The organism is Deinococcus ficus (assembly GCF_003444775.1).
GTDB classification, from domain to species: Bacteria; Deinococcota; Deinococci; order Deinococcales; family Deinococcaceae; genus Deinococcus; species Deinococcus ficus.
This window is the reverse complement of the sequence record NZ_CP021081.1, coordinates 1538342-1557643: the sequence shown is the minus strand read 5'-3', so window position 1 is coordinate 1557643 and position 19302 is coordinate 1538342. Positions and strand designations below refer to the sequence as shown.

The window sequence follows — 19302 nt, the reverse complement described above, 5'->3', positions numbered from 1 at the left end:
TGCCCGTGCCGTGCGCCCCCCCTCCACGCTCCTGCCCCCCCCGGTGGGGCAGGTGACCGCGGTCCTCCGGCTGGACCGCGGCACGCTCGTCATGCGCGAATGCCCCGAAGCGCTGCGTGACTTCTTCACCTGGGACGACCGGAGCCAGAGCTACCGCGCGCGAGGCCGGGCCTACCGGGAGATCATGGAAACGGCCCGGCAGGCCGCCCTGCCCCTGCGGGACGACGCGGCCGGCTTCCAGAAGCTCGACCTGAGCTTCGTGCGCGACCAACGGCCCTACCCGCATCAAAGTGGCGCGTTGCAGGCCTGGAAGGCGGCCGGGCGGCGCGGCGTGGCGGTCCTGCCGACCGGGGCAGGGAAGACCTATCTCGCGCAGCTGGCGATGCGTGACACGCCCCGCAGCACCCTGATTACCGTGCCCACCCTGGACCTGATGGAGCAGTGGTATTCCGGGCTGGTGGCCGCCTTCCCGGACGCGAACGTGGGCCTGCTGGGCGGCGGCAGCCATGACGAGACGCCCATCCTGATCGCGACGTACGACTCTGCCGCCATTCACGCCGAAACGCTCGCCGGACGCTACGCCCTCTTGATCTGCGACGAGGTGCATCACCTGCCCAGCGACTTCACGCGCGTCATCGCGGAGATGAGCCTCGCTCCCTACCGCCTGGGGCTGTCCGCCACCCTGAAACGCTCCGACGGCCGGGAACGGGACCTGGACGAATTGATCGGGCCTGTCGTCTACAGCGTGTCCCCGGCGGAACTCGCAGGTGACACCCTGGCGGATTACCGCTTGGAGCTCGTCCGGGTCAAGCTTTCCCGCGCCGAGCAAGAACGCTACGACGAACTGATCCGCTTCCGGAACGAGTTCCTGAGGCAGGAAGGCATCCGCTTCGGGTCCCTGGATGGCTGGCAGCAGTTCGTGGCCGCCAGCGGCAGCCTCGCTGGACGCAAGGCCATGCGCGCCCACCAGGAAGCCAGGAGCATCGCGTACGGCACCGAGGGGAAACTCCGGGTGCTGGAGGCGATTCTGGCCGAGCATCCCGACTCGCGGACCCTGATCTTCACGAACGACAACGACGCCGCCTACCGCGTCAGCCGCGAATTTCTGATTCCTGTCATCACGCACCAGACCCCGGTGAAGGAACGCAGCGCCATCCTGGAACGCTTCCGCAGCGGGGAATACCAGTACCTGGCGACCAGCCGAGTCCTGAACGAGGGTGTGGACGTGCCGGAAGCCAGCCTGGCCGTGGTGCTGTCCGGCACGTCCACCGAACGGGAGCACATCCAGCGCCTCGGGCGGATCCTGCGCAAATCCGAGGGCAAGCAGGCCGTGCTGTACGAGGTCATCACCGAAGGAACGAGCGAGGAACGCGTCAGCCAGCAGCGCAAGGGGCAATGGCGCCCCGGGGAGCCGGCCGACTTCGATCGCTTCTGGGAAGATCAGAACGGGCCGGTGGGCTGAATGCTGCCGACTGAACTGCTCAAGTTCAACGTCAAGGCCGGCATCGTGCTGCCCGCGAGACTCAAGCCCACGCCCTCCAATCTCCAGCTCGCCGAGAGCCTCATCGCCACGTTCGAGGCGCATATCGGCAAACGCCGCTTCGAACTGGATGAGGCCCTGCAGCCTTTCGAGAAGAATGTACCCAGCGTCAAGGTGCCCCGCGGGCTGGCGCACCTCCTCACCCAGACGGCCGAGTTCGAGGCCGGAGGCGACACGGAACCGGCCGCGGTGAGGCAACGGGTGTTCGCCCTGGCGCAGGGCGGCCCACCCAGCCGACACCGGACTGCCCGGATCCTGGACCAGGCGGCCAGAGAACTGGGCCCGACCGTGTCCCCGGCAGACGTTCTCTCGGCCCTGTACGCGGACCTGCCGGACCAGCAGACCCTGGTGGCCTTCGACCCGCCCACGCCCACGGAACTCATTCAGCGCTTCGATCTGGCGCAGGTGCAGGGGCAGCTGTACCGGGCGTACAGCCTGATCATCACCGCCCGCCGCAACGAACCGGCCCGGTACAAGCAACTGCTGAAGTACACGAAGTTCTTCGGGCTGATGCTCACCGTGGAGGGCGACGCCGGCATCGGCTTCACCCTGACGATGGACGGCCCGTCCAGCCTGTTCGGCAGCACCACCCGCTACGGCCTCGCCATGGCGAAATTTCTCCCCGCTCTGCTGCACGTCACGAAATGGGACCTGACCGCCCAGGTCAAACCCCGCCATGAACTCGCCTGGGTGGACAAAGCGGACCAGGAATGGATGCTGCAGCTCACCAGCGAGGACGGCTACGTCAGCCACTACAAACCCCCGGAGGAGCACGACTCCGCGCTGGAAGCCGGCTTTACCGAGCGGTTCGCGAAATTGAGCACGGACTGGACGCTGGAACGCGAGGTGGACCTCGTGCCCGTGCCCGGCGGGGTGATCCTCCCCGACTTCCGCCTGGTGAAGGGCGAACAGTCGGTGCTGGTGGAGATCGTCGGGTACTGGCGGCCTGAGTACCTCCGGAAGAAGTTCGAACTGCTGCGCAGATCCGGCCGGACCGACGTGATCGTGTGCGTCTCCGAGCGCCTGAACCTGGAGAAGGCCGGGGTGGACCCCAGAGACTTCGGGGACCGGGTGGTGTGGTTCAAGGGCGTGCTCGGTCCCAAGGACGTGCTGGCCGTCGCGGAGCGCATGACGACCACCGGCTGAGACCGGGCCTGGACGTGGATCTCCGTGGGGCCTTGCCTGCGGTTCGTTGGCGTCATCGCCAGTCCAGCCCGGTCCTGACCATGGACGGCAGGGCGCCAGTAAAAAGCCCCGACCGGGGTCGGGGCCTGCTGTGGTGGGCGGTGAGGGATTTGAACCCCCGACCTATCGCTTGTAAGGCGAGAGCTCTACCGCTGAGCTAACCGCCCGGCCGGGTCACCGCTGGGGTGGTGCACGGCCGATCATGTTACGCCGCTGTCTGGCGTGGTGCAAGGGGAGGGATTGGCGCGGCGCCGGGGCGAGTACTGGGCGGGGGCGCACGGTGTGAATAAAAATGTGCAGAGAATACCCGCGCGGTCACACCTTTTGTTCGACGTCGAACGGTATGCTGGTGGGGGGTGACGCCCTGATCCGAGCGGTCCATAACAGGCGAAGTCTTGCAGATTTCTTTCACAGGACGCAGATTTTGCCTTTTTCGGGCCCCCCCGCTGGGGGCCTTGTACCGCTTCGGAAGCGGCGCCACAATACCCCCGTTCTGGACCGTCGAAACCGAGCGTGTTCCTGTACGACTTATAGAGGTTGAATCGTGGAAGTATTACGTGTTTCTGGAAATTCGAGACCCAACGCCCTCGCCGGTGCCATCGCCGCGCTGCTGCGCTCCCAGGGTGAGGTGGAAGTTCAGGCGATCGGCCCCGCAGCCGTGAACCAGAGTGTGAAGGCCATGGCCATCGCCCGCGGGTATCTGGTGGGCGACCACCTGGACCTGGTGACGCAGCCGGCCTTCGTGAAGCTGGGCGCTGATCAGGAAGAGCGGACTGCGCTGCGCTTCACCGTCACGGCCCGGCCGCTGGAAGCCGCGGGCGAGGCCAGCACGGGCTGATCCCGAACATACAGGGCTGGCAGCTGTCTCTGGGGCAGCGGCGGCCGGTTGGCAAATGTGAAGCGTGGACTGGGGTTTCCCGGTCCACGCTGAACGTTTTCTCATTGAACTTGAGTGTGGTTGGCTAAGATGTGAAGTGGGGGTATCACATGATCTTTGGCCCGTACACCTTTCTGATCCTGGCGATTTTTGTCGCCTCCATGCTCATTCAGGGATACCTGACCAGCAGTTACCGCCGCTGGGGCCAGGTCCGCAATGCCCGCAACCTCACCGGGGCCGAGGTGGCCCGCCAGATGCTCGACGAGAACGGCCTGCACAACGTCCCTGTGCAGATGGTGCCCGGTACCCTCAGCGACCACTACGACCCGGTCCGCAAGACTGTGAACCTGTCCGAGGGGAACTACAACGTGCCCAGCGTGGCCGCCATGGCCGTCGCCGCGCATGAGGTCGGCCACGCCATCCAGGACAAGGTCCGCATGCCGGCCCTGATCCTGCGCGGTCAGATGGCCATGCCCCTGAGCCTCGGTATGAACCTCGCGCCGTTGCTGCTGATGGTGGGCCTGTTCCTGCAGATCAGCGGCCTGGTGTGGGCCGGCGTGATCTTCTTCGGCTTCGCGCTGCTGTTTCACCTGATCACGCTGCCGGTGGAGTTCGACGCCAGCCGCCGCGCGCTGCAGTACCTCCAGGGCCGCGCCCTGAACGGCAGCGCCGAAGGGGAAGCTGGGGCCCGGCGCGTTCTGACCGCCGCTGCCCTCACTTATGTGGCCGGCTTTGCGATGGCCCTGGCGCAGTTCATGAACGTGTTCGCCATGGCCCGCAGCAGCGACGACTGACCCGCCGCCTGCCTGAGCGTCCACACCCGCCGGCCTCGCGCTGGCGGGTGACCTTATCCCGCCTTGCGGGCCCCGCGGGGCGCTTCCGGCACGTTGCGCACCAGGATCACGCCCAGGATGAAGAACACGGCCGCCAGCCCGAACACCCAGCTGTACCCCAGGTTCCCGCCCAGCCGGTTGCCGTGGTCGAGCAGGATGCCCTGCGGGGACTCGATCAGCTGCGGCGCCACGAACGCCACATGCCAGATGCCCATGTCGCGGGCGTAACTGCCGCTGCTGGGCATGGCGTCGCTGCCCAGCGCCCAGTCCACGCTGGTGAACGCGCCGTAGCCCAGCCCGAACACCAGGGACATCGCCACCGCCACCGGGAAGCTGGGTGCGATCAGCAGCAGCAGCGCGATGGCGGCCATCAGGGTGCCGGCCACGTAGATCACGGGTTTGCGCCCGATGCGGTCACTCAGGCGCCCGCCGATCAGGGTGGTGCAGATCGCCCCGACGATGATCGTCATCAGCAGGATGCTGGTGGACAGACTGGCGTTCTCCTGCTTCAGGACGTCCTTGGTGTAGTAGCTCAGGAACGGCTGCACGCTGTACTGCCCCAGCGCGAACAGTGCCCGCGTGATGAACACCCAAAGGAACGGCTGGTGTGCGAACAGCTGCGCGAGGCTCAGGCGCGGGCCCGACTCCTTCCGGACCTTTACCTGCGTTTCCGGCACGCCGGAGAGCGTCACCCAGGCACTCACCAGGACCGCCACGGCGATCAGCAGGTAACTGACCAGGCCCGGCAGGTGCAGCAGCCCCACCAGCAGGGCCGTCACGCCGCCCAGCAACTGCCCGGACGCCTGCAACAGCCCCATCACGCCGCTGTACCGTCCGCGCTCGGCCTGCGGCACGAGTTCCGGAATCAGGGCGCTGTACGGCGCGGTGGCGTAATTGTTCCCGAACTGCACGATCAGGAACCCCAGCGTGTAGATCCAGAAGCCGTTCATGCCGTTCAGGGTCGTGGCCGCGAAGGCCATCACCGCCAGCCCCACCACGCTGACGCCCACGCCCAGACGCATCAGCGGCAGGCGTTTGCCCACCCGGTCGGAGTAGTTGCCCACGATGGGCGGGAGCACCAGCGCCACCACCGCGCCGATGCCGCCCAGCAGGCCCAGGTACTTGCCCTTGTCGGCGTCCCCCACGAAGTGCTTCACGTCGGCGGGCATCAGGATCAGCAGCAGCAGCAGCCACAGGAAGGCACTCCCGAACCAGAAGGCGGACAATTTCCACGGACTGGGCACGGCGGCGCTGGGCCCGGCAGTGGGGGCCGCAAGGGAACTCGGGGAGGTCATGTCGCGCCAGTATAGGGACGCGCGTCAGCGCCCGGGAGCGAGATTTGCCGCATGCGCCACGCGGAGGGTCAGCGCTGCCTCGTGCCGCTGGCCGTCCTCCAGGTGCCACGCCGCGGACAGGCCCGCGTACGCCGCCGCCCAGCGGGCCAGCCGGGCAGCGTTCAGCCCGCTTTCCTGCGCGATCACGGCCAGTTGCGCCTCCAGCCGGCCCGGGGACAGCGCGTGCGTCAGGGTGGGGTTGCACAGGAGGTTCGCGTACTCGAACGCCGGGTCTCCGATCAGGCCCTTCGGGTCAATCAGCACCCAGCCCCGCTCCGCGCTGTGCAGGGCGTTGCCGTGATGCAGGTCGCCGTGCAGGGGCCGCACGTCCCGCTGCTCCGCGAGGCAGCGCTGCGCCACGGCCCACAGGGCCGCGAATTCCGCACCCTGCCCGGCCGCCTCGCCCAGCGCCCGGAACCAGCGATGCAGGTCCGGCAACGCCGGCCAGGGCCCTTGCCCGGCCCCGTGTACGGCCACCGCCGCGCGGCACAGCACCCGGGTGGCGTCGCTGTCCTGCCCGTCCAGCGCCTGCGCCGCCAGCGTGCCCTCGCGGTCCAGACGTTCCATCAGTAGGGCCGGGCCATCGTGGGCGTACACCCGGGCGGCGCCCTGCCCGGCCCACCACACCATCAGGCGGTGCCCGGCCGCCTCCTCCGCCGTCCGGGCGAGCTTCAGCATGGCCGCGCGTCCCTGCCAGCGCACCGGCAGCAGGTCGCTGCCCGGCGTGCGGCGGGCCGGGCCGTCCGGGGTGAGGCCCCAGCGGGTCAGGAACTCCGCAAAGGGCAGGGGGGCAGTCTCGGGGGTCATGCCCCCGCAGTGTGCACCCGACGCGCCCCGCGCTGCACCTTTCGGACGACCCGGGCATTGGCAGGGAAGTGTTAGGCTCTCCCGGATATGGACTGGGTGTACGCCATCATTTACGGAATCGTCGAGGGCATCACGGAATTCCTTCCCATCAGCTCCACCGGTCACCTGATCCTGACCGGGAACCTGATGGGCGTCCCGTGGACGAAGGAAGTCAAGGACGCCTTCGAGGTCGTCATTCAGGGCGGCGCGATCCTGAGCGTGCTGGTGTACTACTGGCGGGACTTCCTGAAACTCAGGGACGTCGGCACCGACCGCACCCAGCAGCAGCTGTGGAGCGGCGTGCTGGTCGCCACGATTCCCGCCGTGATCCTGGGCCTTCTGCTGGGTGACCGGATTCAGGAGGTGCTGTTCAAACCCAGCGTGGTCGCCTGGGCGCTGATCGTGGGCGGCGTGCTGATGTGGCTGATCGAGAACCGCCGCGTGCAGCCGGATGTGCACGCCATCGAAGGCATCGGCCTGCCCAAGGCCCTGATGATCGGCGCGTTGCAGTGCCTGGCCCTGCTGTGGCCCGGGTTCTCCCGCAGCGCCAGCAGCATTCTGGGCGGCATGGCCCTGGGTCTGGACCGCCCGACCGCCACGAAGTTCAGCTTCTACCTGGGCGTGCCCACGCTGGGCGGCGCGGCCCTGCTGAACCTCATTCAGGACCGCGAGATCATCTTCGGGGAGATCGGGCTGGTCAATGTGCTGCTGGGCGCTGGCGTGAGCTTCGTGGTGGCGTACCTGGCGATCGGGTGGCTGCTGAAGTTCGTGTCCACCAACAACTTCAAGGGCTTCGCCGTGTACCGCGTCCTGGTGGGCGCCCTGATCCTGGTGCTGGTCGCCACCGGCGTCATGAGCAACGGCAGCCTCGGCTGAGGCTGCGCCGCGCCGCCTCCGGGCCGCCTGCGCGCGGCCCGTTGTCCTGCCGCGCAGAATGCCAGAATGCACCATGTCCGAGGGCGCCCCGGCCGTGTACCGGCCCTTCCTGAACGGCCGGTACGAGGTGTCGGCCGGCCTGTTCCGCTTCGGTCAGCCGATTCCCTGGCGGCAGGACGGGGCAGGGGAGACGCACACCTTCGCGCTGGACCGCGAGTACCCCCGCTTTGTCCGCAGCAAGGCGGCCGCGCACCGCCGCGCGCTGCACGAGTACGCCGGTGAGGCCGGCCTGACGCCCGAGCTGCGCGAGGCCGCCCTGACCCACGTGGCCCGCACGCTCGCCGAGGACAGCGCGGGCGCGCTGCACTGGGACGGCCAGACCTTCCGCAACGACCAGCTGGGCTGGGCGGCCCGCCTGGACCTCCGCTGGGGCGGCATCGAGCACCTGGAACGGTTCGCGGCGCCGCACGCCGCCCTGGTCGAGAACCTCACCCCGGTGGGCTCCCTGGACTTCCTGGGCCTGAACGCTCCGGAGGACCTCGCCGTGATCGCCCGCGGGGACGGCGGGGACTGGCTGGCGGCCACGCACGTGCTGTCCCCGCAGCACTGGGACCCCCGCGACAAGCTCGGGCGGGATTTTGTGGCGGTGCACGCCCCGGTCGCCGGGAGCGGCCCTATGAACGCCACCGCGCCCCGGCTGGTGGACGCCGTGATCACCCGGGGGCCTTTCATCCGCTTCGCGTGGGGGCTCAGCATGGGCGACCGCCTGGACCACCACCCGGCCTCCCCGCCGGATGCCGACCGGCACGCCGCCACCCGCTTCCACCCGGACGGCGCGTTCCTGCGCGTGGAGCGGCAGACGCTGACCGGTTTCCCAGCGGCGGGCGGGGCGCTGTTCACCATCCGTCCGTACACCACGCCCCTGACGCAGGCCGTGCAGACGCCGAAGCACGCGGTGCGGCTGGCGCAGGCGCTGCGGTCCATGACGCCCGAGCAGGTGGGGTACAAGGGCCTCCAGACGCTCCTCCCGGACGTGCTGGCGTGGCTGGACGCCCGCGCCGGGAGCCCCGGAACGTCAAGGAGCCCCGAAGGCCCGGGTGGCGGGCCGGGCGTACACTCCGAGACGTGACCGTCCGGCCCGTCCTCCTTGCCCTGCTGTGCACCCTGACCCTGGGCGCCTGCCAGAAACCCGGCGTCTCCCCCTCCACGGGCACCCCCGCCCCCACGGCGGCGGCCCGCGACCCGCACAGCGGGCTGGGCTGGGTGGCCCGCAGCGCCCTGCCGCGCGAGGCGACCGGCGTGCTGGACCGCATCGGCCAGGGCGGCCCGTTCACGTACGCGCAGGACGGCTCGACCTTCGGCAACCGCGAGCGGCTCCTGCCGTTGCAGGCGCGCGGGTACTACCGCGAGTACACCGTCCGCACGCCCGGCGAGCGGGACCGGGGCGCCCGGCGGATCGTGTGCGGCGGTCAGCCGGCCACCCGCCTGGACGAGTGCTACTACACCGCCGACCACTACGCGTCGTTCCGCCGCATTCAGGGCGCAGGAGACCGGCCATGATCCAGATCTTCAACGGGCCCCCGGAGGGCCTGCAACGCGCGCCGCACGAGCTGCGCATGCTGGCCGCCGGGCACCGCGTGGCCGTGCGGGAGGTAGCGTTCACCGGCGTGCACCACAAGGAAGGCCTGATGATGGCGTTCCTGGGCGGCCTGGCGCTCACCGACCACTTCGGCCGCAACTGGGACGCGCTGTTCGACGTGCTGACCGACCCCGGGCAGTTCCCGCGGGACCTGGCGCTGGTGCTCTGCGACTACCCGTACTTCCGCCGCAAGCACGCCCGGCTGGCCGCCGACCTGGAAACGGTGCTGCTGGACGCCCAGGCCCGCGCCGCCGAGACGGGCCGGCGCCTGTGGCTGCTGGTGCAGGAGAGTGACGCCCACCCGGACGCCCGGCTCTGACGCCCGCCCCGCGTGGCGAAATCCCGGGTGTTGAAGTCTGGTGAAGCCGGAGCCCTGACGCCGGGTGGCCCCGCGCCTCTACGCTCGGCGGATGACCGAGTCCTCGCAGCCCACCCTGCACCACAACGCGGAGCGCCGGCAGTACGAACTGTACCTGAACGGCGAACTGGTCGCCCTGGCCGCCTACGCCCAGAGCGGCGGCACGGTGGTCCTGAACCACACCGAGACCGCCCCGGCCCACCAGGGGCAGGGGTATGCCGCGCAGGTGATGGAGTTCGCGCTGAACGATGTCCGCTCGCAGGGCCTCCGGGCGAACCCGCAGTGCTCGTTCGCGGCGCAGTTCGTGGCGGACCACCCGGAGTACGCGGACCTCGTCGCCCGCTGAACCCACGCTCCCGCGCGAACGGGAACGAACGTCCGTTAGGCTGGGCGGCATGGCCTGGATTCACAAGCGCACGGTCGGCGACGCCGAAGTCATCAGCCTCACGGACGGCCAGTTCCGCCTGGACGGCGGCGCCATGTTCGGCGTCGTCCCCCGCGTCCTGTGGGAGAAAGTCGCCCCACCCGACGACGAGAACCGCATCCAGCTCCGCATCAACCCCCTGCTGATCCGCCTGAACGGCGAGAACATCCTGATCGAGACCGGCTTCTGGGACCAGGGTGGCGAGAAGTTCGAGCACATTTACGCCGTGGACCGCGATGAGACGATCTTCCGCGGCCTGGACCGCGAGGGCCTCACTCCGGATGACATCCACCTCGTCATCAACACCCACCTGCACTTCGATCACGCGGGCCGCAACGTCACCGCGCTGGGCGAACCCACCTTCCCGAACGCCCGGTACGTGGTGCAGAAGCAGGAACTGCACGACGCCCGCCACCCCCACGAACGCAGCCGCGCCAGCTACATCCCCGCCTACTACGAGCCCATCGCCGACGCGGGCCTGTTCGACGTGGTGGACGGCGAGACGGAACTCCGCCCCGGCCTGAAAGTGATCCCGCTGCCCGGCCACAACCTCGGCCAGCAGGGCGTGATGCTGGAACGGGGCGGCGAGACGCTGGTGTACACCGCCGACCTGCTCACCACCCTGGCGCACGCCCCCACCGCCTGGGTGATCGGCTACGACCTGTACCCCGTCACGAACGTGGAGCAGCGCAAGCAGCACTTCCCCGAATGGCACGAGAGGAACGCCCTGATCTGCACGCCCCACGACCCGCAGCACCCCTTCGGGCGTCTCGTACCGCACCCGAAAGGCGGCTACCGGGCGGCGCCGGACAGCCCCGAGAACTGAGCAGGCGGGAGGGCCAGGGGCAGCCGTTCAGCCCCTGGCCCTCCCCTGGCCCCCTGGCCTCAGACGGGATGCAGGCCCGTGAACTCCAGGCCCAGCGTCTCCTCCCACCCGTGCGCGATGTTCAGGCTCTGGAGGGCGTGCCCGGCGGTGCCCTTCCCGAGGTTGTCGATGGCGCTCATCAGGACCACGCGGCCGGTGTCGTTGTCCATCTCGAAGCCCAGGTCGCAGAAGTTCGTGCCGTCCAGCAGCATCGGGTCCGGGTAGCGGTGAATGCCCTTGGCGACCTTCACGATCCGGATGAACGGCTCCTGCCCGTACACCTCGCGGTAGGCGCTCCACACGTCCCGGTCGCTGTACCCGTCCGGAATCCAGGCCTGGATGGTGGTCAGGATGCCGCGCACGCGGGGCGTGCTGATGGCCGTGAGGTGCAGGGGGAAGTTCCCCGGCAGTTCCTGCTGCGCCTCGGCGGTGTGGCGGTGCCCGATCGGCTTGTACACCCTCAGACTCCCGGCGCGTTCCGGGTGGTGCGAGGCGTCACTGCTGCTCGCCCCGGCCGCACTGGACCCCACCAGGCCCGTGGCGATGATGTCCTTGGGCAACAGCACCCCCAGTTTCAGCAGCGGGTACAGGGCCAGGATCACGCTGGTCGCGAAGCAGCCGGCGCAGGCGATGCGCGTGGCGTCCCTCAGCTCCGCGCGGTGCAGTTCCGGGTTGCCGTACACCCACTCGCCCAGTTTGTCCGGCGCGGGGTGGTCCTCGCCGTACGTGGCCCGGTACACCTCGGGGTCCTTCAGGCGGAAGTCGGCGGACAGATCCACGATCACCCGGCCCCGAGCCTCGAACTCCGCGATGCGCTTGGCCGCGCTGCCATGCGGCAGGGCCAGCACCACGATGTCCGCGTCCTGCAACTCGGCCATCTTCGTGAACTTCAGGTTGGACCGGCTGCGCAGGTTGGGGTGGACCATGGTGACGGGCAGGCCCGCACTGCGTTCACTGGTCACCTGCGTGACCTTCAGGTTCGGGTGGTTCAGCGCCAGGCGCAGGAACTCCCCGCCCGCGTACCCGCTGCCGCCCACGATCGCGACTGTTTTCTGCTCACTCATCGCCCTTCACTTTGCGGGATGAAGCCCCTGGCACACCATGACCTGTCTGTCACTCGTCCGGGGGCAGGGGGCGTCGCGCAATTGAAAACCGCCCCGGCGGTCACCGGGGCGGAACGGGAACAGGAGAGGCTCAGGCTTTCGGGGCGGGCGCCGTGGCCGGCGCGTCCTTCCGGCGGCTGGTGCGCCAGTCCTCGAAGTAGACGATCATCGGCGACACGATGTACACGCTGGAGTACGTGCCCACCAGGATGCCCGTCACCAGGATGAACGCGAAGTCGCGCAGCACCGGCCCGCCGATGATCAGCAGGCTCAGCAGCGGCAGCATCACCGTCAGCGAGGTCATGACCGTGCGGGACAGCGTCTGGTTGATCGCGGCGTTCACGATCTTGCGGTACGGCTGCCCGCGCATGGTCCGCATGTTCTCGCGGATGCGGTCGGACACGATGATCGAGTCGTTCAGCGAGTAACCGACCAGCGTCAGCAGCGCGGCGACGGTGGACACGGTGAACTCCAGGTTCAGCAGCGCGAACAGACCCATGGCGATCGCCACGTCGTGAATCGCGGCCAGGATGCTGCCGACGCCCATGATGAAGTCGAAGCGGATGCCGATGTACACCAGGATCAGCCCGAAGCCCAGCAGCGCGGCGTACGTGGCGTTCTGCGTGAGTTCCTTCCCGACCGCCGGCCCGACCGTCTCGGTGGCGCGCACGTCCCCGCCCTCCAGCTTGCGGATGGCCGCGGTGACCTTGTTCGCTTCCTCGGTGGTGAGCTGCGGGGTCTTCACGGTGTAGTTCACGCCCTGCTGCGTGGGCGTCAGTTCACGCTGGATGGTGGTGCTCTGCCCGGTCACGGACGCCACGCCGGCCGACGTGACCGCGTCCCGCACCTGATCGGTGGTGACGCTGGCGGCCGTCTGCGCGGAGAGGGTCGTGCCGGACGTGAAGTCCACGCCGTAGTTCAGGCCCTTGGTAAACACGGTCGCCGCGCCGAGTACCGCCAGCAGCAGGGAGACCCCGGCGATCCACTTGGCGGGCTTCATGAAGTTGAAGTGCGTTTCCTTGATCCACTGCGGCGCGCGCATGTTCGGCTTGATCTGCGCGAGGCGCTGCATCAGCCACTTGGCGACCACCATGTTCGAGAACGTGGAGGGAATCAGACCAATGATCAGGGTGACCGCGAAGCCGCGCACCGGACCGCTGGAGTAGTTGTACAGCGCCAGGGCCGAGAGCAGGCTGGCGGCGTTCACGTCGATGATCGCGGAGGCCGAGCTCTCGTACCCGGCGCCGATGGCGTTCTTGATGCCCTTGCCCTTGGCCATCTCCTCCTTGATGCGCTCGAAGGAGATCACGTTCCCGTCCACCGCCGACCCGATGGTCAGCACCAGACCCGCGATGCCCGGCAGCGTCAGCGTCGCGCCGAAACCGCCCAGCATGCCCAGGATCGCCACGGCCGAGAACAGCAGGCCCAGCGCGCCCACCAGCCCGAACCAGAAGCCGTAGTACGCGAACAGCGCCACGAACACCAGGCCCATGCCGATCGCGCTGGCGATCGCGCCGCTGCGGATCGCGTCGGCACCCAGCGTCGGCCCGATGGCCCGCTCGGCTTCCGTCTTGATCTTCACGGGCAGTGCGCCCGAACGCAGCACCAGGGCCAGCTGCGAGGCCTCGTCCGCGCCGAAGCTGCCGCTGATCTGCCCGCCGCCGTACAGCGCCGACTGGATGGTCGCCACGGACTTGATCTGATCGTCCAGCACGATCGCCATGAGCTTCCCGATGTTCTTGCGGGTGAACTCGCCGAAGGTCTTGCTGTTGTCGCCAGTCGTCTGGAAGGACACCAGCCACTGCCCGGTGCGCTGGTCGGTGCCGGCCTGCGCGTCCGCGATCACGGCCCCAGTCGCCTCCACGGGTCCCAGGTCGGCCAGGTCGTAGCCCTGGCTGTTGGGGTTCTTGTTCAGCGTCTCCTGGTCCGGCTGGGCGTTGGGCTGCACGATCCGGAATTCCAGCCGCGCCTGCCGCTGGATGATCTCGCGCGCCTGCTGCTGCACCTGCGGGGTCGCGCCCGGGATCTCCACGACCACGCGTTTGCCGCCCGCGACGGTCACGGTGGGTTCCGCCACGCCCAGGGCGTTCACGCGGTTTTCCACGACCGTCTTCACGCGCTCCAGTTCTTCCTTGGTGGCCGTGCCGTCCTCGGGGGCCAGTTCGATGCGCAGCCCGCCCTTGAGGTCGAGGCCCAGGGTGATGAACTGGAACTTGTCGTCCCAGAGGCTCCAGGGGCTGTCCTGGTGCTGCCAGGGTCGCCAGATGAACAGCAGGCTCAGTAGCGTCAGGGCCAGCAGCAGCGGCCCGGTCCAGCGGTTGGGGCCCCGGCTGCCCGTGGGCCGCGCGGGGGGCCGGCGGTTGCCGGAGGTGGTCTTGTTGCGGTTATTGCCGTACGTCACGTTCTCTGAACTCCTTCACACACTTGATCTGCACTGCCCGCCCCGTGGGTGGGCAAGCGTGGGCGGTTTCCAGCGGAAACCGGGCCGTCCACTCCGCAGCGCCAGAACATACCGGCGGCCGGAAAGGGACGGGCTCAGCCGCCGTCCGTCTGCCGGCGCCCCAGCACCCGGAGGTCCGGCGCGCGCACCGGGTCCGTCCAGGGGCGCAGCGCGGCGCCCAGCTCCCGCGCGGCCGACGACAGCCGGAAGGACTCGGGCGGCGTGCCCGTCAGGAGCGGCACGGCCGGCGCGGGGGCCGGTGTGGCCCGCAGTTCCGGGAGGCTGGGCATAACCGCGCCCGCCGTCATCCGTGGCGCGGTGTCCGGCGCCGGAGGCTGGGAGCCCAGCACCACGGCCAGCAGCGACAGCAGGGTCAGGACCCCGGGAAGCGCGATCAGACGCGCCTTCCAGGCTGCACTCGGGGGCATGACCATCCTGCTCAAAGCGCCACAGGATACCCCACCCCGCCCGGCCGCGCGGTGACCGGTGCCCACCCCCCACCCGTTAGCCGCCGCTTAACCGCCCGGGCCCAGGCTGCACGAGTGGACAGGGCCTGAACCCCCAGGACCACGCCAGCCCCCCCATCTCATTCCCACAGGGCCCCGGCCCGAGGAGACCCCATGACCACCCCGGCCCCCCCCCACCCCACGCCCCGCCGCCGCCTGAACCTGCCCCTGATCGCCTGGGCGGCCCTGCCCCTCACGGTCGGCATGGTGCTCGCCCAGACCGGCACCGCTCAGGATCCCGCCACGCAGGCGCAGGCCCAGCGCGTGCAGCCCGCCCAGCCGGGCGCCACCCCCCCGGCCCAGCCCGGGCAGGCGCAGCCGGGCACCGGCACGAACTACGCTGACGTGTTCCTCCAGAAGCTCGCCGCGCAGCTCGGCATCACCCTGGACAAACTCAAGGCGGCGGCCACCGCCGCCGGCACGGCCACCATTGACCAGGGTGTGAGGGCCGGGGATTTCACCGCCGACCAAGCGGCCTTCATGAAGCAGAACCTCACGCAGAACCCGCTCGGGCTGGCTGGAGGCCGCGGCTTCGGCGGCCCCGGGGGCCGGCACGGCGGCCTGCGCGCAGGTGGTCCGGCTGTCACGGCGGCCGTCGCCCGGGCCCTCGGCCTGACCGAGCAGCAACTCGTCACGGAACTCCAGGCTGGGAAGACCATCGCGCAGCTCGCCCAGGCCAAGGGCGTCAGCACCGCCAGCCTGCACGCGGCGGCCGTCGCGGCCCTGAAGACAGCCCTGGCGGCCGAGGTCACCGCCGGCCGCCTCACGCAGGTGCAGGCCGACCAGATGGTTCAGCAGGCGCAGGCCGACCAGATGGTTCAGCAGGCGCAGGCCGACGCGACCTTCGGCCTGACCCCCGCCGGCCGCGGCTTCGGCCGGGGCGGCAGGGGAGGCCGCGGAGGCTTCCACGACGGGCAGGACGGCGCCCAGGACAGCATGCCGACTGAACCGGCGGCCGTTGCCCCGAGCGCCAGCGGCATCTGAATCGGAGCGCAGCGGCCAGCAGCCACAAGGGCAAGGCCCGGGACATGAGTGCCCGGGCCTTGCTCGTCAACTGGGGTGGCTCAGGCCTGTTCGACCTCGACCATCTCGGTCGCCTCGATGATGTCGCCTTCCATCACGTCGTTCCAGTCGAGGTTGATCCCGCACTCGTAGCCGGTCTGCACTTCGCGGACGTCGTCCTTGAAGCGCTTGAGGCCCACCACGGTGCCCTCGTACACGACCTGCTTGCCGCGCGTGACCTTGGCCTTCGCGTTGCGGCGGAACATGCCGTCCGTGACGTACGACCCGGCGATGTTGCCGCTCTTGGGGTGGCGGATGACCATGCGGACCTCCGCGCGGCCCAGGTAGCGTTCCTCGAACACGGGCTCCAGGTTGCCCTTGATCAGGCGGTCCACCTCGTCGATGAGTTCGTAGATGATCCGGAAGGACTTGATCTCGATGCCCTTGGTGTCCGCGATCTTCTTCACGCCGCCGGCCGGGGTGACGCTGAAGCACAGGATGGTCGCCTCGGCGGTGCTGGCCAGCAGGACGTCCCCTTCGGTGGGCGCGCCGATGCCGGAGAGCATCACGTTGATCTTGACGTCGTCGCTTTCCTTGCGGGCCAGGATGCCCTGGATGGCTTCGACGCTGCCCTGCGTGTCGGCGCGCAGGATCAGGTTCACGGTGCGGACCTCGCCGAGCGGCCCGAGCAGGTCTTCGAGGCTGCGCTGGGCGCGGCGGCGGTCGCGGGCGTCCTCCTCGTCGCGGCGCTGATCGGCGCGCTGGGCGATGACCTCGCGCGCGGCGTGCTCGTTCTTGGCGCTCTGGACCTTCTCGCCGCTGCTGGGCACCTCGCTGAAGCCCAGGATCTGCACCGGGGTGCTCGGGCCGGCTTCCTTGATGCGCCCGCCGTTGCTGTCCGTCATGGCCTTGATCTTGCCGTAGCTTTCACCCACGACCAGGAAGTCCCCGACGTGCAGGGTGCCTTCCTGCACCATCACGGTGGCGAGCACGCCCGCCTGCTTGTCCACGCGGCCCTCGATGATCACGCCGCTGAACTGACCCTTGGGATCGGCGCGCAGGTCCTCGAGTTCGGCGGTCAGGCTGATGTACTCCAGCAGGTCCTCGACACCCTCGCCGGTCTTGGCGCTGACGGGCACCACGACCACGTCCCCGCCGTACTCTTCGGGCACGAGGTTCAGCTGCGTGAGGTCGGTCTTGACCTTCTCCGGGTCGGCCTGCGGGAGGTCCACCTTGTTGATCGCCACGATCATGGGGACCTTGGCGGCCTGGGCGTGCGCGATGGCCTCGCGGGTCTGCGGCATCAGGCTGTCGTCGGCGGCGATCACGATGATCGCGATGTCCGCCACATTCGCCCCGCGGGCGCGGATGGTGGTGAAGGCCTCATGGCCGGGCGTGTCGATGAACACGATCTTGCCCTTGCTGGTCTTCGCCTCGAACGCCCCAACGTGCTGGGTAATCCCGCCGGCTTCCTTCGCGGCGACCTTGGTCTTGCGGATGTAGTCCAGCAGGCTGGTCTTGCCGTGGTCCACGTGGCCCATGATCGTCACGACCGGCGCACGGTGCGGGACTTCGTTCACGGGTTCGGCGGCCGGTTCCGCTTCGGGCTGCCGGGCAGGCGTGGCGGCCGGCTCGGCGGGCGCAGTGACCGTTTCCGCGGCCGGGGTGGTCTCGGCCACGGCCGGCGCCGCACTGGCACCGGCGGTATCCGCACCGGCCTCCTCGGCGAGGAGCTGCTTGATCAGTTCGACGGTCTCTTCCTCGATGGTGCTGCTCACGCTCTTGTACGCGACGCCCAGGCCATCCAGGAGTTCCAGCATCTTGTGGTTGTCCACGCCAAGTTCCTTGGCGAGAGTGTAAATACGGACTTTCGACATGCTCACCTCCGGTGAGTCCCGCGCTGGCCCGCCCGCTGGTGCGTGGGCGGCGGCGGGTGAAGATCAGGTTGTCATGGGCTGATCCATGGGAATTGGTGAAGGGGTGGGGCCGGCCAGCTGCGCGGCGACCTGCGGCGCCTGCGCCCCGAACGCCCGGCGCAGGCGTTTTTCCTGCCAGCACGCCGGGGTGTCGGCGCAGACGTACGCGCCCCGGCCTGTGCGGTCACCCTCCTGCACCGTCCACACGCCGCCCACACGCGTGACCCGGCGGAACTCGGCCTGGGGCCGCTTGCGGCGGCAGGCCACGCAGGTCCGTTCCGGAACGTGCTTCTGGCGGGAGAGGGCGGGGTGGGGGGTGACCGTCAAGCCTTACTCCTGGGTGTCGTCCGGCGTGGCGGTGTGCACCGGCTTGCTGTCGGCGAACAGGGCGTCGAACGCGGACTTGGCGGTGTCGCCCGTCTCGCGGCCTTCCTGCTCGTCCTGCAGCGCCTGCTGCATGGCGGCGTCCAGGTCCTGAATCGCGGCGGTTTCCCGCAGGTCGATCTTGAACCCGGTGAGTTTCGCGGCCAGGCGCACGTTCTGCCCGCCCTTGCCGATCGCCAGGCTGAGCTGGTCGGGCGTGACGGTCACGGTCGCGGCGCGCGCCTCGGGCTGCACCTCGATCAGGCCCACCTTCGCGGGGGACAGGGCGTTGCGGATGAAGTCGCGGGTGTTGGCGTCCCACAGGATCACGTCCACGCGCTCGCGGCCGAGTTCGCCGGTCACGGCCTGGATGCGGTTCCCGCGGTGCCCGATGCAGGCGCCGATGGGGTCCACGTTGCTGTTGTGGGAGAACACCGCGACCTTGCTGCGCTGCCCGGCCTCGCGGGAGATCGCCTTGACCTCCACGATGCCGTTGGCGACTTCCGGGATCTCCTGCTTGAGCAGGTAGTCCAGCAGCCGCTCGTCGGCGCGGGACGCCAGGATGGTGGGCCCCTTGGGCGTCTTGCGGACTTCCTTGAGGTAGATCTTCACGCGGTTGCCGGGCGTGAGTTTCTCTCCGGGAATCTGCTCGCGGGGTGGGAGGATCGCCTCGCCGGCGCCCAGTTCCACGAACCAGTTGCCCTTGTTGTCGCTGCGGACCACCTGCGCGGTCAGCACCTGGCCCTCGCGGTCCTTGTACTCGTTGTACACGACGTTCCGCTCGGTTTCGCGCATCTTCTGCGTCAGGGTCTGCTTGGCGGCCTGCAGCGCGATGCGGCTGAACTTCTCGCGGTCCACAGGGAATTCCATCTCCATGCCGATCTCGACGCCAGGATCGAGTTCCAGCGCGTCGGCCAGGGAGATCTGCAGGTTCTCGTCCTCGACCTTTTCCACGACCTCGCGCACGACCAGCACTTCCAGCTCGCCGGACTGCGGGTCCAGGTGCACCTCGATGCGCTTGTCGGGTTCGACGTTGCGGGTGTAGGCCTGCGCGAGACTCTGCTCGAAGGCCTCGATCAGCTGCAGTTCGTTGATGTTGCGGGCCTGCGCGACTTCACGCAGCGCGTCCGCAAAATTGACTTCAGGTTCGGTCATTGTTCCAGTGTCCTTTGAATGAAGGTGTCGGCGCCGGGCG

19 protein-coding genes and 1 tRNA gene are annotated in these 19302 nt (G+C 69.1%); 11 read left to right on the top strand and 9 right to left on the bottom strand.

The window, feature by feature from the left end:
* The first annotated feature begins 52 nt into the window (after positions 1-52).
* Together DFI_RS07645 and DFI_RS07640 are read left to right on the top strand one after the other, a co-directional pair.
* Positions 53-1462, top strand: a complete 1410-nt coding sequence (locus DFI_RS07645; protein ID WP_027461654.1) for a DEAD/DEAH box helicase family protein — start codon at positions 53-55, stop codon at positions 1460-1462.
* Positions 1463-2686: a DUF790 family protein gene (locus DFI_RS07640; protein WP_027461653.1), complete on the top strand. Its 1224-nt coding sequence runs from the start codon at positions 1463-1465 to the stop codon at positions 2684-2686. It begins immediately after the preceding gene.
* Between the two features lie 131 nt (positions 2687-2817).
* On the opposite strand, the gene DFI_RS07635 is transcribed toward DFI_RS07640, so the two are convergent.
* A tRNA-Val gene (locus DFI_RS07635) sits at positions 2818-2892 on the bottom strand.
* A 377-nt stretch (positions 2893-3269) separates the two neighbouring features.
* Here DFI_RS07635 and DFI_RS07630 point away from each other — a divergent pair.
* Both DFI_RS07630 and DFI_RS07625 read left to right on the top strand, forming a co-directional pair.
* A complete protein-coding gene (locus DFI_RS07630) occupies positions 3270-3563 on the top strand; it encodes a stage V sporulation protein S (RefSeq protein ID WP_022801904.1) in 294 nt (97 codons plus the stop codon).
* Positions 3564-3712: 149 nt separating this feature from the next.
* On the top strand, positions 3713-4396 hold the full coding sequence (locus DFI_RS07625; RefSeq protein ID WP_027461652.1) for a zinc metallopeptidase: 684 nt from the start codon (positions 3713-3715) through the stop codon (positions 4394-4396).
* 53 nt (positions 4397-4449) lie between these two features.
* Here DFI_RS07625 and DFI_RS07620 read toward each other — a convergent pair whose 3' ends face one another.
* Together DFI_RS07620 and DFI_RS07615 are read right to left on the bottom strand one after the other, a co-directional pair.
* Positions 4450-5730: an MFS transporter gene (locus tag DFI_RS07620; RefSeq protein WP_027461651.1), complete on the bottom strand. Its 1281-nt coding sequence runs from the start codon at positions 5728-5730 to the stop codon at positions 4450-4452.
* A 24-nt stretch (positions 5731-5754) separates the two neighbouring features.
* Positions 5755-6576 carry an aminoglycoside phosphotransferase family protein gene (locus DFI_RS07615; RefSeq protein ID WP_027461650.1) on the bottom strand — a complete coding sequence of 274 codons (822 nt, stop codon included), beginning with the start codon at positions 6574-6576 and terminating at the stop codon, positions 5755-5757.
* Positions 6577-6663: 87 nt separating this feature from the next.
* Between DFI_RS07615 and DFI_RS07610 the strand changes: the two genes are divergently transcribed.
* The 6 genes from DFI_RS07610 to DFI_RS07585 all read left to right on the top strand — a co-directional run bounded on the left by DFI_RS07610 (position 6664) and on the right by DFI_RS07585 (position 10738).
* Complete coding sequence (locus tag DFI_RS07610) at positions 6664-7491, top strand: undecaprenyl-diphosphate phosphatase (RefSeq protein WP_027461649.1); 828 nt, start codon at positions 6664-6666, stop codon at positions 7489-7491.
* Between the two features lie 73 nt (positions 7492-7564).
* The gene (locus DFI_RS07605; protein WP_081425657.1) at positions 7565-8620 is read left to right on the top strand and encodes a heme-dependent oxidative N-demethylase subunit alpha family protein; all 1056 of its coding nucleotides are present in this window, start codon (positions 7565-7567) and stop codon (positions 8618-8620) included.
* Complete coding sequence (locus DFI_RS07600) at positions 8617-9051, top strand: guanyl-specific ribonuclease (protein ID WP_027461648.1); 435 nt, start codon at positions 8617-8619, stop codon at positions 9049-9051. Before DFI_RS07605 ends, DFI_RS07600 begins: the two co-directional genes overlap by 4 nt.
* Entirely contained in the window at positions 9048-9449 is a 402-nt protein-coding gene (locus DFI_RS07595) for a barstar family protein (RefSeq protein ID WP_027461647.1), read from the top strand. Before DFI_RS07600 ends, DFI_RS07595 begins: the two co-directional genes overlap by 4 nt.
* A gap of 91 nt (positions 9450-9540) precedes the next feature.
* A complete protein-coding gene (locus DFI_RS07590; RefSeq protein ID WP_027461646.1) occupies positions 9541-9834 on the top strand; it encodes a GNAT family N-acetyltransferase in 294 nt (97 codons plus the stop codon).
* 49 nt (positions 9835-9883) lie between these two features.
* A complete protein-coding gene (locus DFI_RS07585; RefSeq protein ID WP_027461645.1) occupies positions 9884-10738 on the top strand; it encodes an MBL fold metallo-hydrolase in 855 nt (284 codons plus the stop codon).
* 59 nt (positions 10739-10797) lie between these two features.
* Here the strand turns inward: DFI_RS07585 and argC are convergent, their stop codons facing one another.
* The 3 genes from argC to DFI_RS07570 all read right to left on the bottom strand — a co-directional run bounded on the left by argC (position 10798) and on the right by DFI_RS07570 (position 14748).
* Positions 10798-11841 carry an N-acetyl-gamma-glutamyl-phosphate reductase gene (gene argC, locus DFI_RS07580; protein ID WP_027461644.1) on the bottom strand — a complete coding sequence of 348 codons (1044 nt, stop codon included), beginning with the start codon at positions 11839-11841 and terminating at the stop codon, positions 10798-10800.
* Between the two features lie 130 nt (positions 11842-11971).
* Positions 11972-14281: a protein translocase subunit SecD gene (gene secD, locus DFI_RS07575; RefSeq protein ID WP_027461643.1), complete on the bottom strand. Its 2310-nt coding sequence runs from the start codon at positions 14279-14281 to the stop codon at positions 11972-11974.
* 134 nt (positions 14282-14415) lie between these two features.
* Positions 14416-14748 (bottom strand): hypothetical protein, encoded by a 333-nt coding sequence (locus tag DFI_RS07570; RefSeq protein WP_027461642.1) that lies wholly within the window; start codon positions 14746-14748, stop codon positions 14416-14418.
* 192 nt (positions 14749-14940) lie between these two features.
* On the opposite strand from DFI_RS07570, the gene DFI_RS07565 reads away from it, so the two are divergent.
* Positions 14941-15810 carry a hypothetical protein gene (locus tag DFI_RS07565; protein WP_051307388.1) on the top strand — a complete coding sequence of 290 codons (870 nt, stop codon included), beginning with the start codon at positions 14941-14943 and terminating at the stop codon, positions 15808-15810.
* An 80-nt stretch (positions 15811-15890) separates the two neighbouring features.
* On the opposite strand, the gene infB is transcribed toward DFI_RS07565, so the two are convergent.
* The 3 genes from infB to nusA all read right to left on the bottom strand — a co-directional run bounded on the left by infB (position 15891) and on the right by nusA (position 19262).
* Complete coding sequence (gene infB, locus DFI_RS07560) at positions 15891-17705, bottom strand: translation initiation factor IF-2 (RefSeq protein WP_027461640.1); 1815 nt, start codon at positions 17703-17705, stop codon at positions 15891-15893.
* 63 nt (positions 17706-17768) lie between these two features.
* Entirely contained in the window at positions 17769-18071 is a 303-nt protein-coding gene (locus DFI_RS07555; RefSeq protein ID WP_027461639.1) for a YlxR family protein, read from the bottom strand.
* A gap of 3 nt (positions 18072-18074) precedes the next feature.
* Positions 18075-19262 (bottom strand): transcription termination factor NusA, encoded by a 1188-nt coding sequence (nusA, locus tag DFI_RS07550; protein WP_022801920.1) that lies wholly within the window; start codon positions 19260-19262, stop codon positions 18075-18077.
* Positions 19263-19302: the final 40 nt, after the last annotated feature.

Excerpts from the sequence above, each read along its gene's own strand:
- DFI_RS07565 (WP_051307388.1), top strand. The coding sequence starts at position 14,941 with ATGACCACCCCGGCCCCCCCCCACCCCACGCCCCGCCGCCGCCTGAAC.
- argC (WP_027461644.1), bottom strand. The coding sequence starts at position 11,841 with ATGAGTGAGCAGAAAACAGTCGCGATCGTGGGCGGCAGCGGGTACGCG.
- DFI_RS07585 (WP_027461645.1), top strand. The coding sequence starts at position 9,884 with ATGGCCTGGATTCACAAGCGCACGGTCGGCGACGCCGAAGTCATCAGC.
- DFI_RS07625 (WP_027461652.1), top strand. The coding sequence starts at position 3,713 with ATGATCTTTGGCCCGTACACCTTTCTGATCCTGGCGATTTTTGTCGCC.
- nusA (WP_022801920.1), bottom strand. The coding sequence starts at position 19,262 with ATGACCGAACCTGAAGTCAATTTTGCGGACGCGCTGCGTGAAGTCGCG.
- DFI_RS07595 (WP_027461647.1), top strand. The coding sequence starts at position 9,048 with ATGATCCAGATCTTCAACGGGCCCCCGGAGGGCCTGCAACGCGCGCCG.
- DFI_RS07615 (WP_027461650.1), bottom strand. The coding sequence starts at position 6,576 with ATGACCCCCGAGACTGCCCCCCTGCCCTTTGCGGAGTTCCTGACCCGC.
- DFI_RS07570 (WP_027461642.1), bottom strand. The coding sequence starts at position 14,748 with ATGCCCCCGAGTGCAGCCTGGAAGGCGCGTCTGATCGCGCTTCCCGGG.
- infB (WP_027461640.1), bottom strand. The coding sequence starts at position 17,705 with ATGTCGAAAGTCCGTATTTACACTCTCGCCAAGGAACTTGGCGTGGAC.
- DFI_RS07590 (WP_027461646.1), top strand. The coding sequence starts at position 9,541 with ATGACCGAGTCCTCGCAGCCCACCCTGCACCACAACGCGGAGCGCCGG.
- DFI_RS07640 (WP_027461653.1), top strand. The coding sequence starts at position 1,463 with ATGCTGCCGACTGAACTGCTCAAGTTCAACGTCAAGGCCGGCATCGTG.
- DFI_RS07610 (WP_027461649.1), top strand. The coding sequence starts at position 6,664 with ATGGACTGGGTGTACGCCATCATTTACGGAATCGTCGAGGGCATCACG.
- DFI_RS07605 (WP_081425657.1), top strand. The coding sequence starts at position 7,565 with ATGTCCGAGGGCGCCCCGGCCGTGTACCGGCCCTTCCTGAACGGCCGG.
- DFI_RS07620 (WP_027461651.1), bottom strand. The coding sequence starts at position 5,730 with ATGACCTCCCCGAGTTCCCTTGCGGCCCCCACTGCCGGGCCCAGCGCC.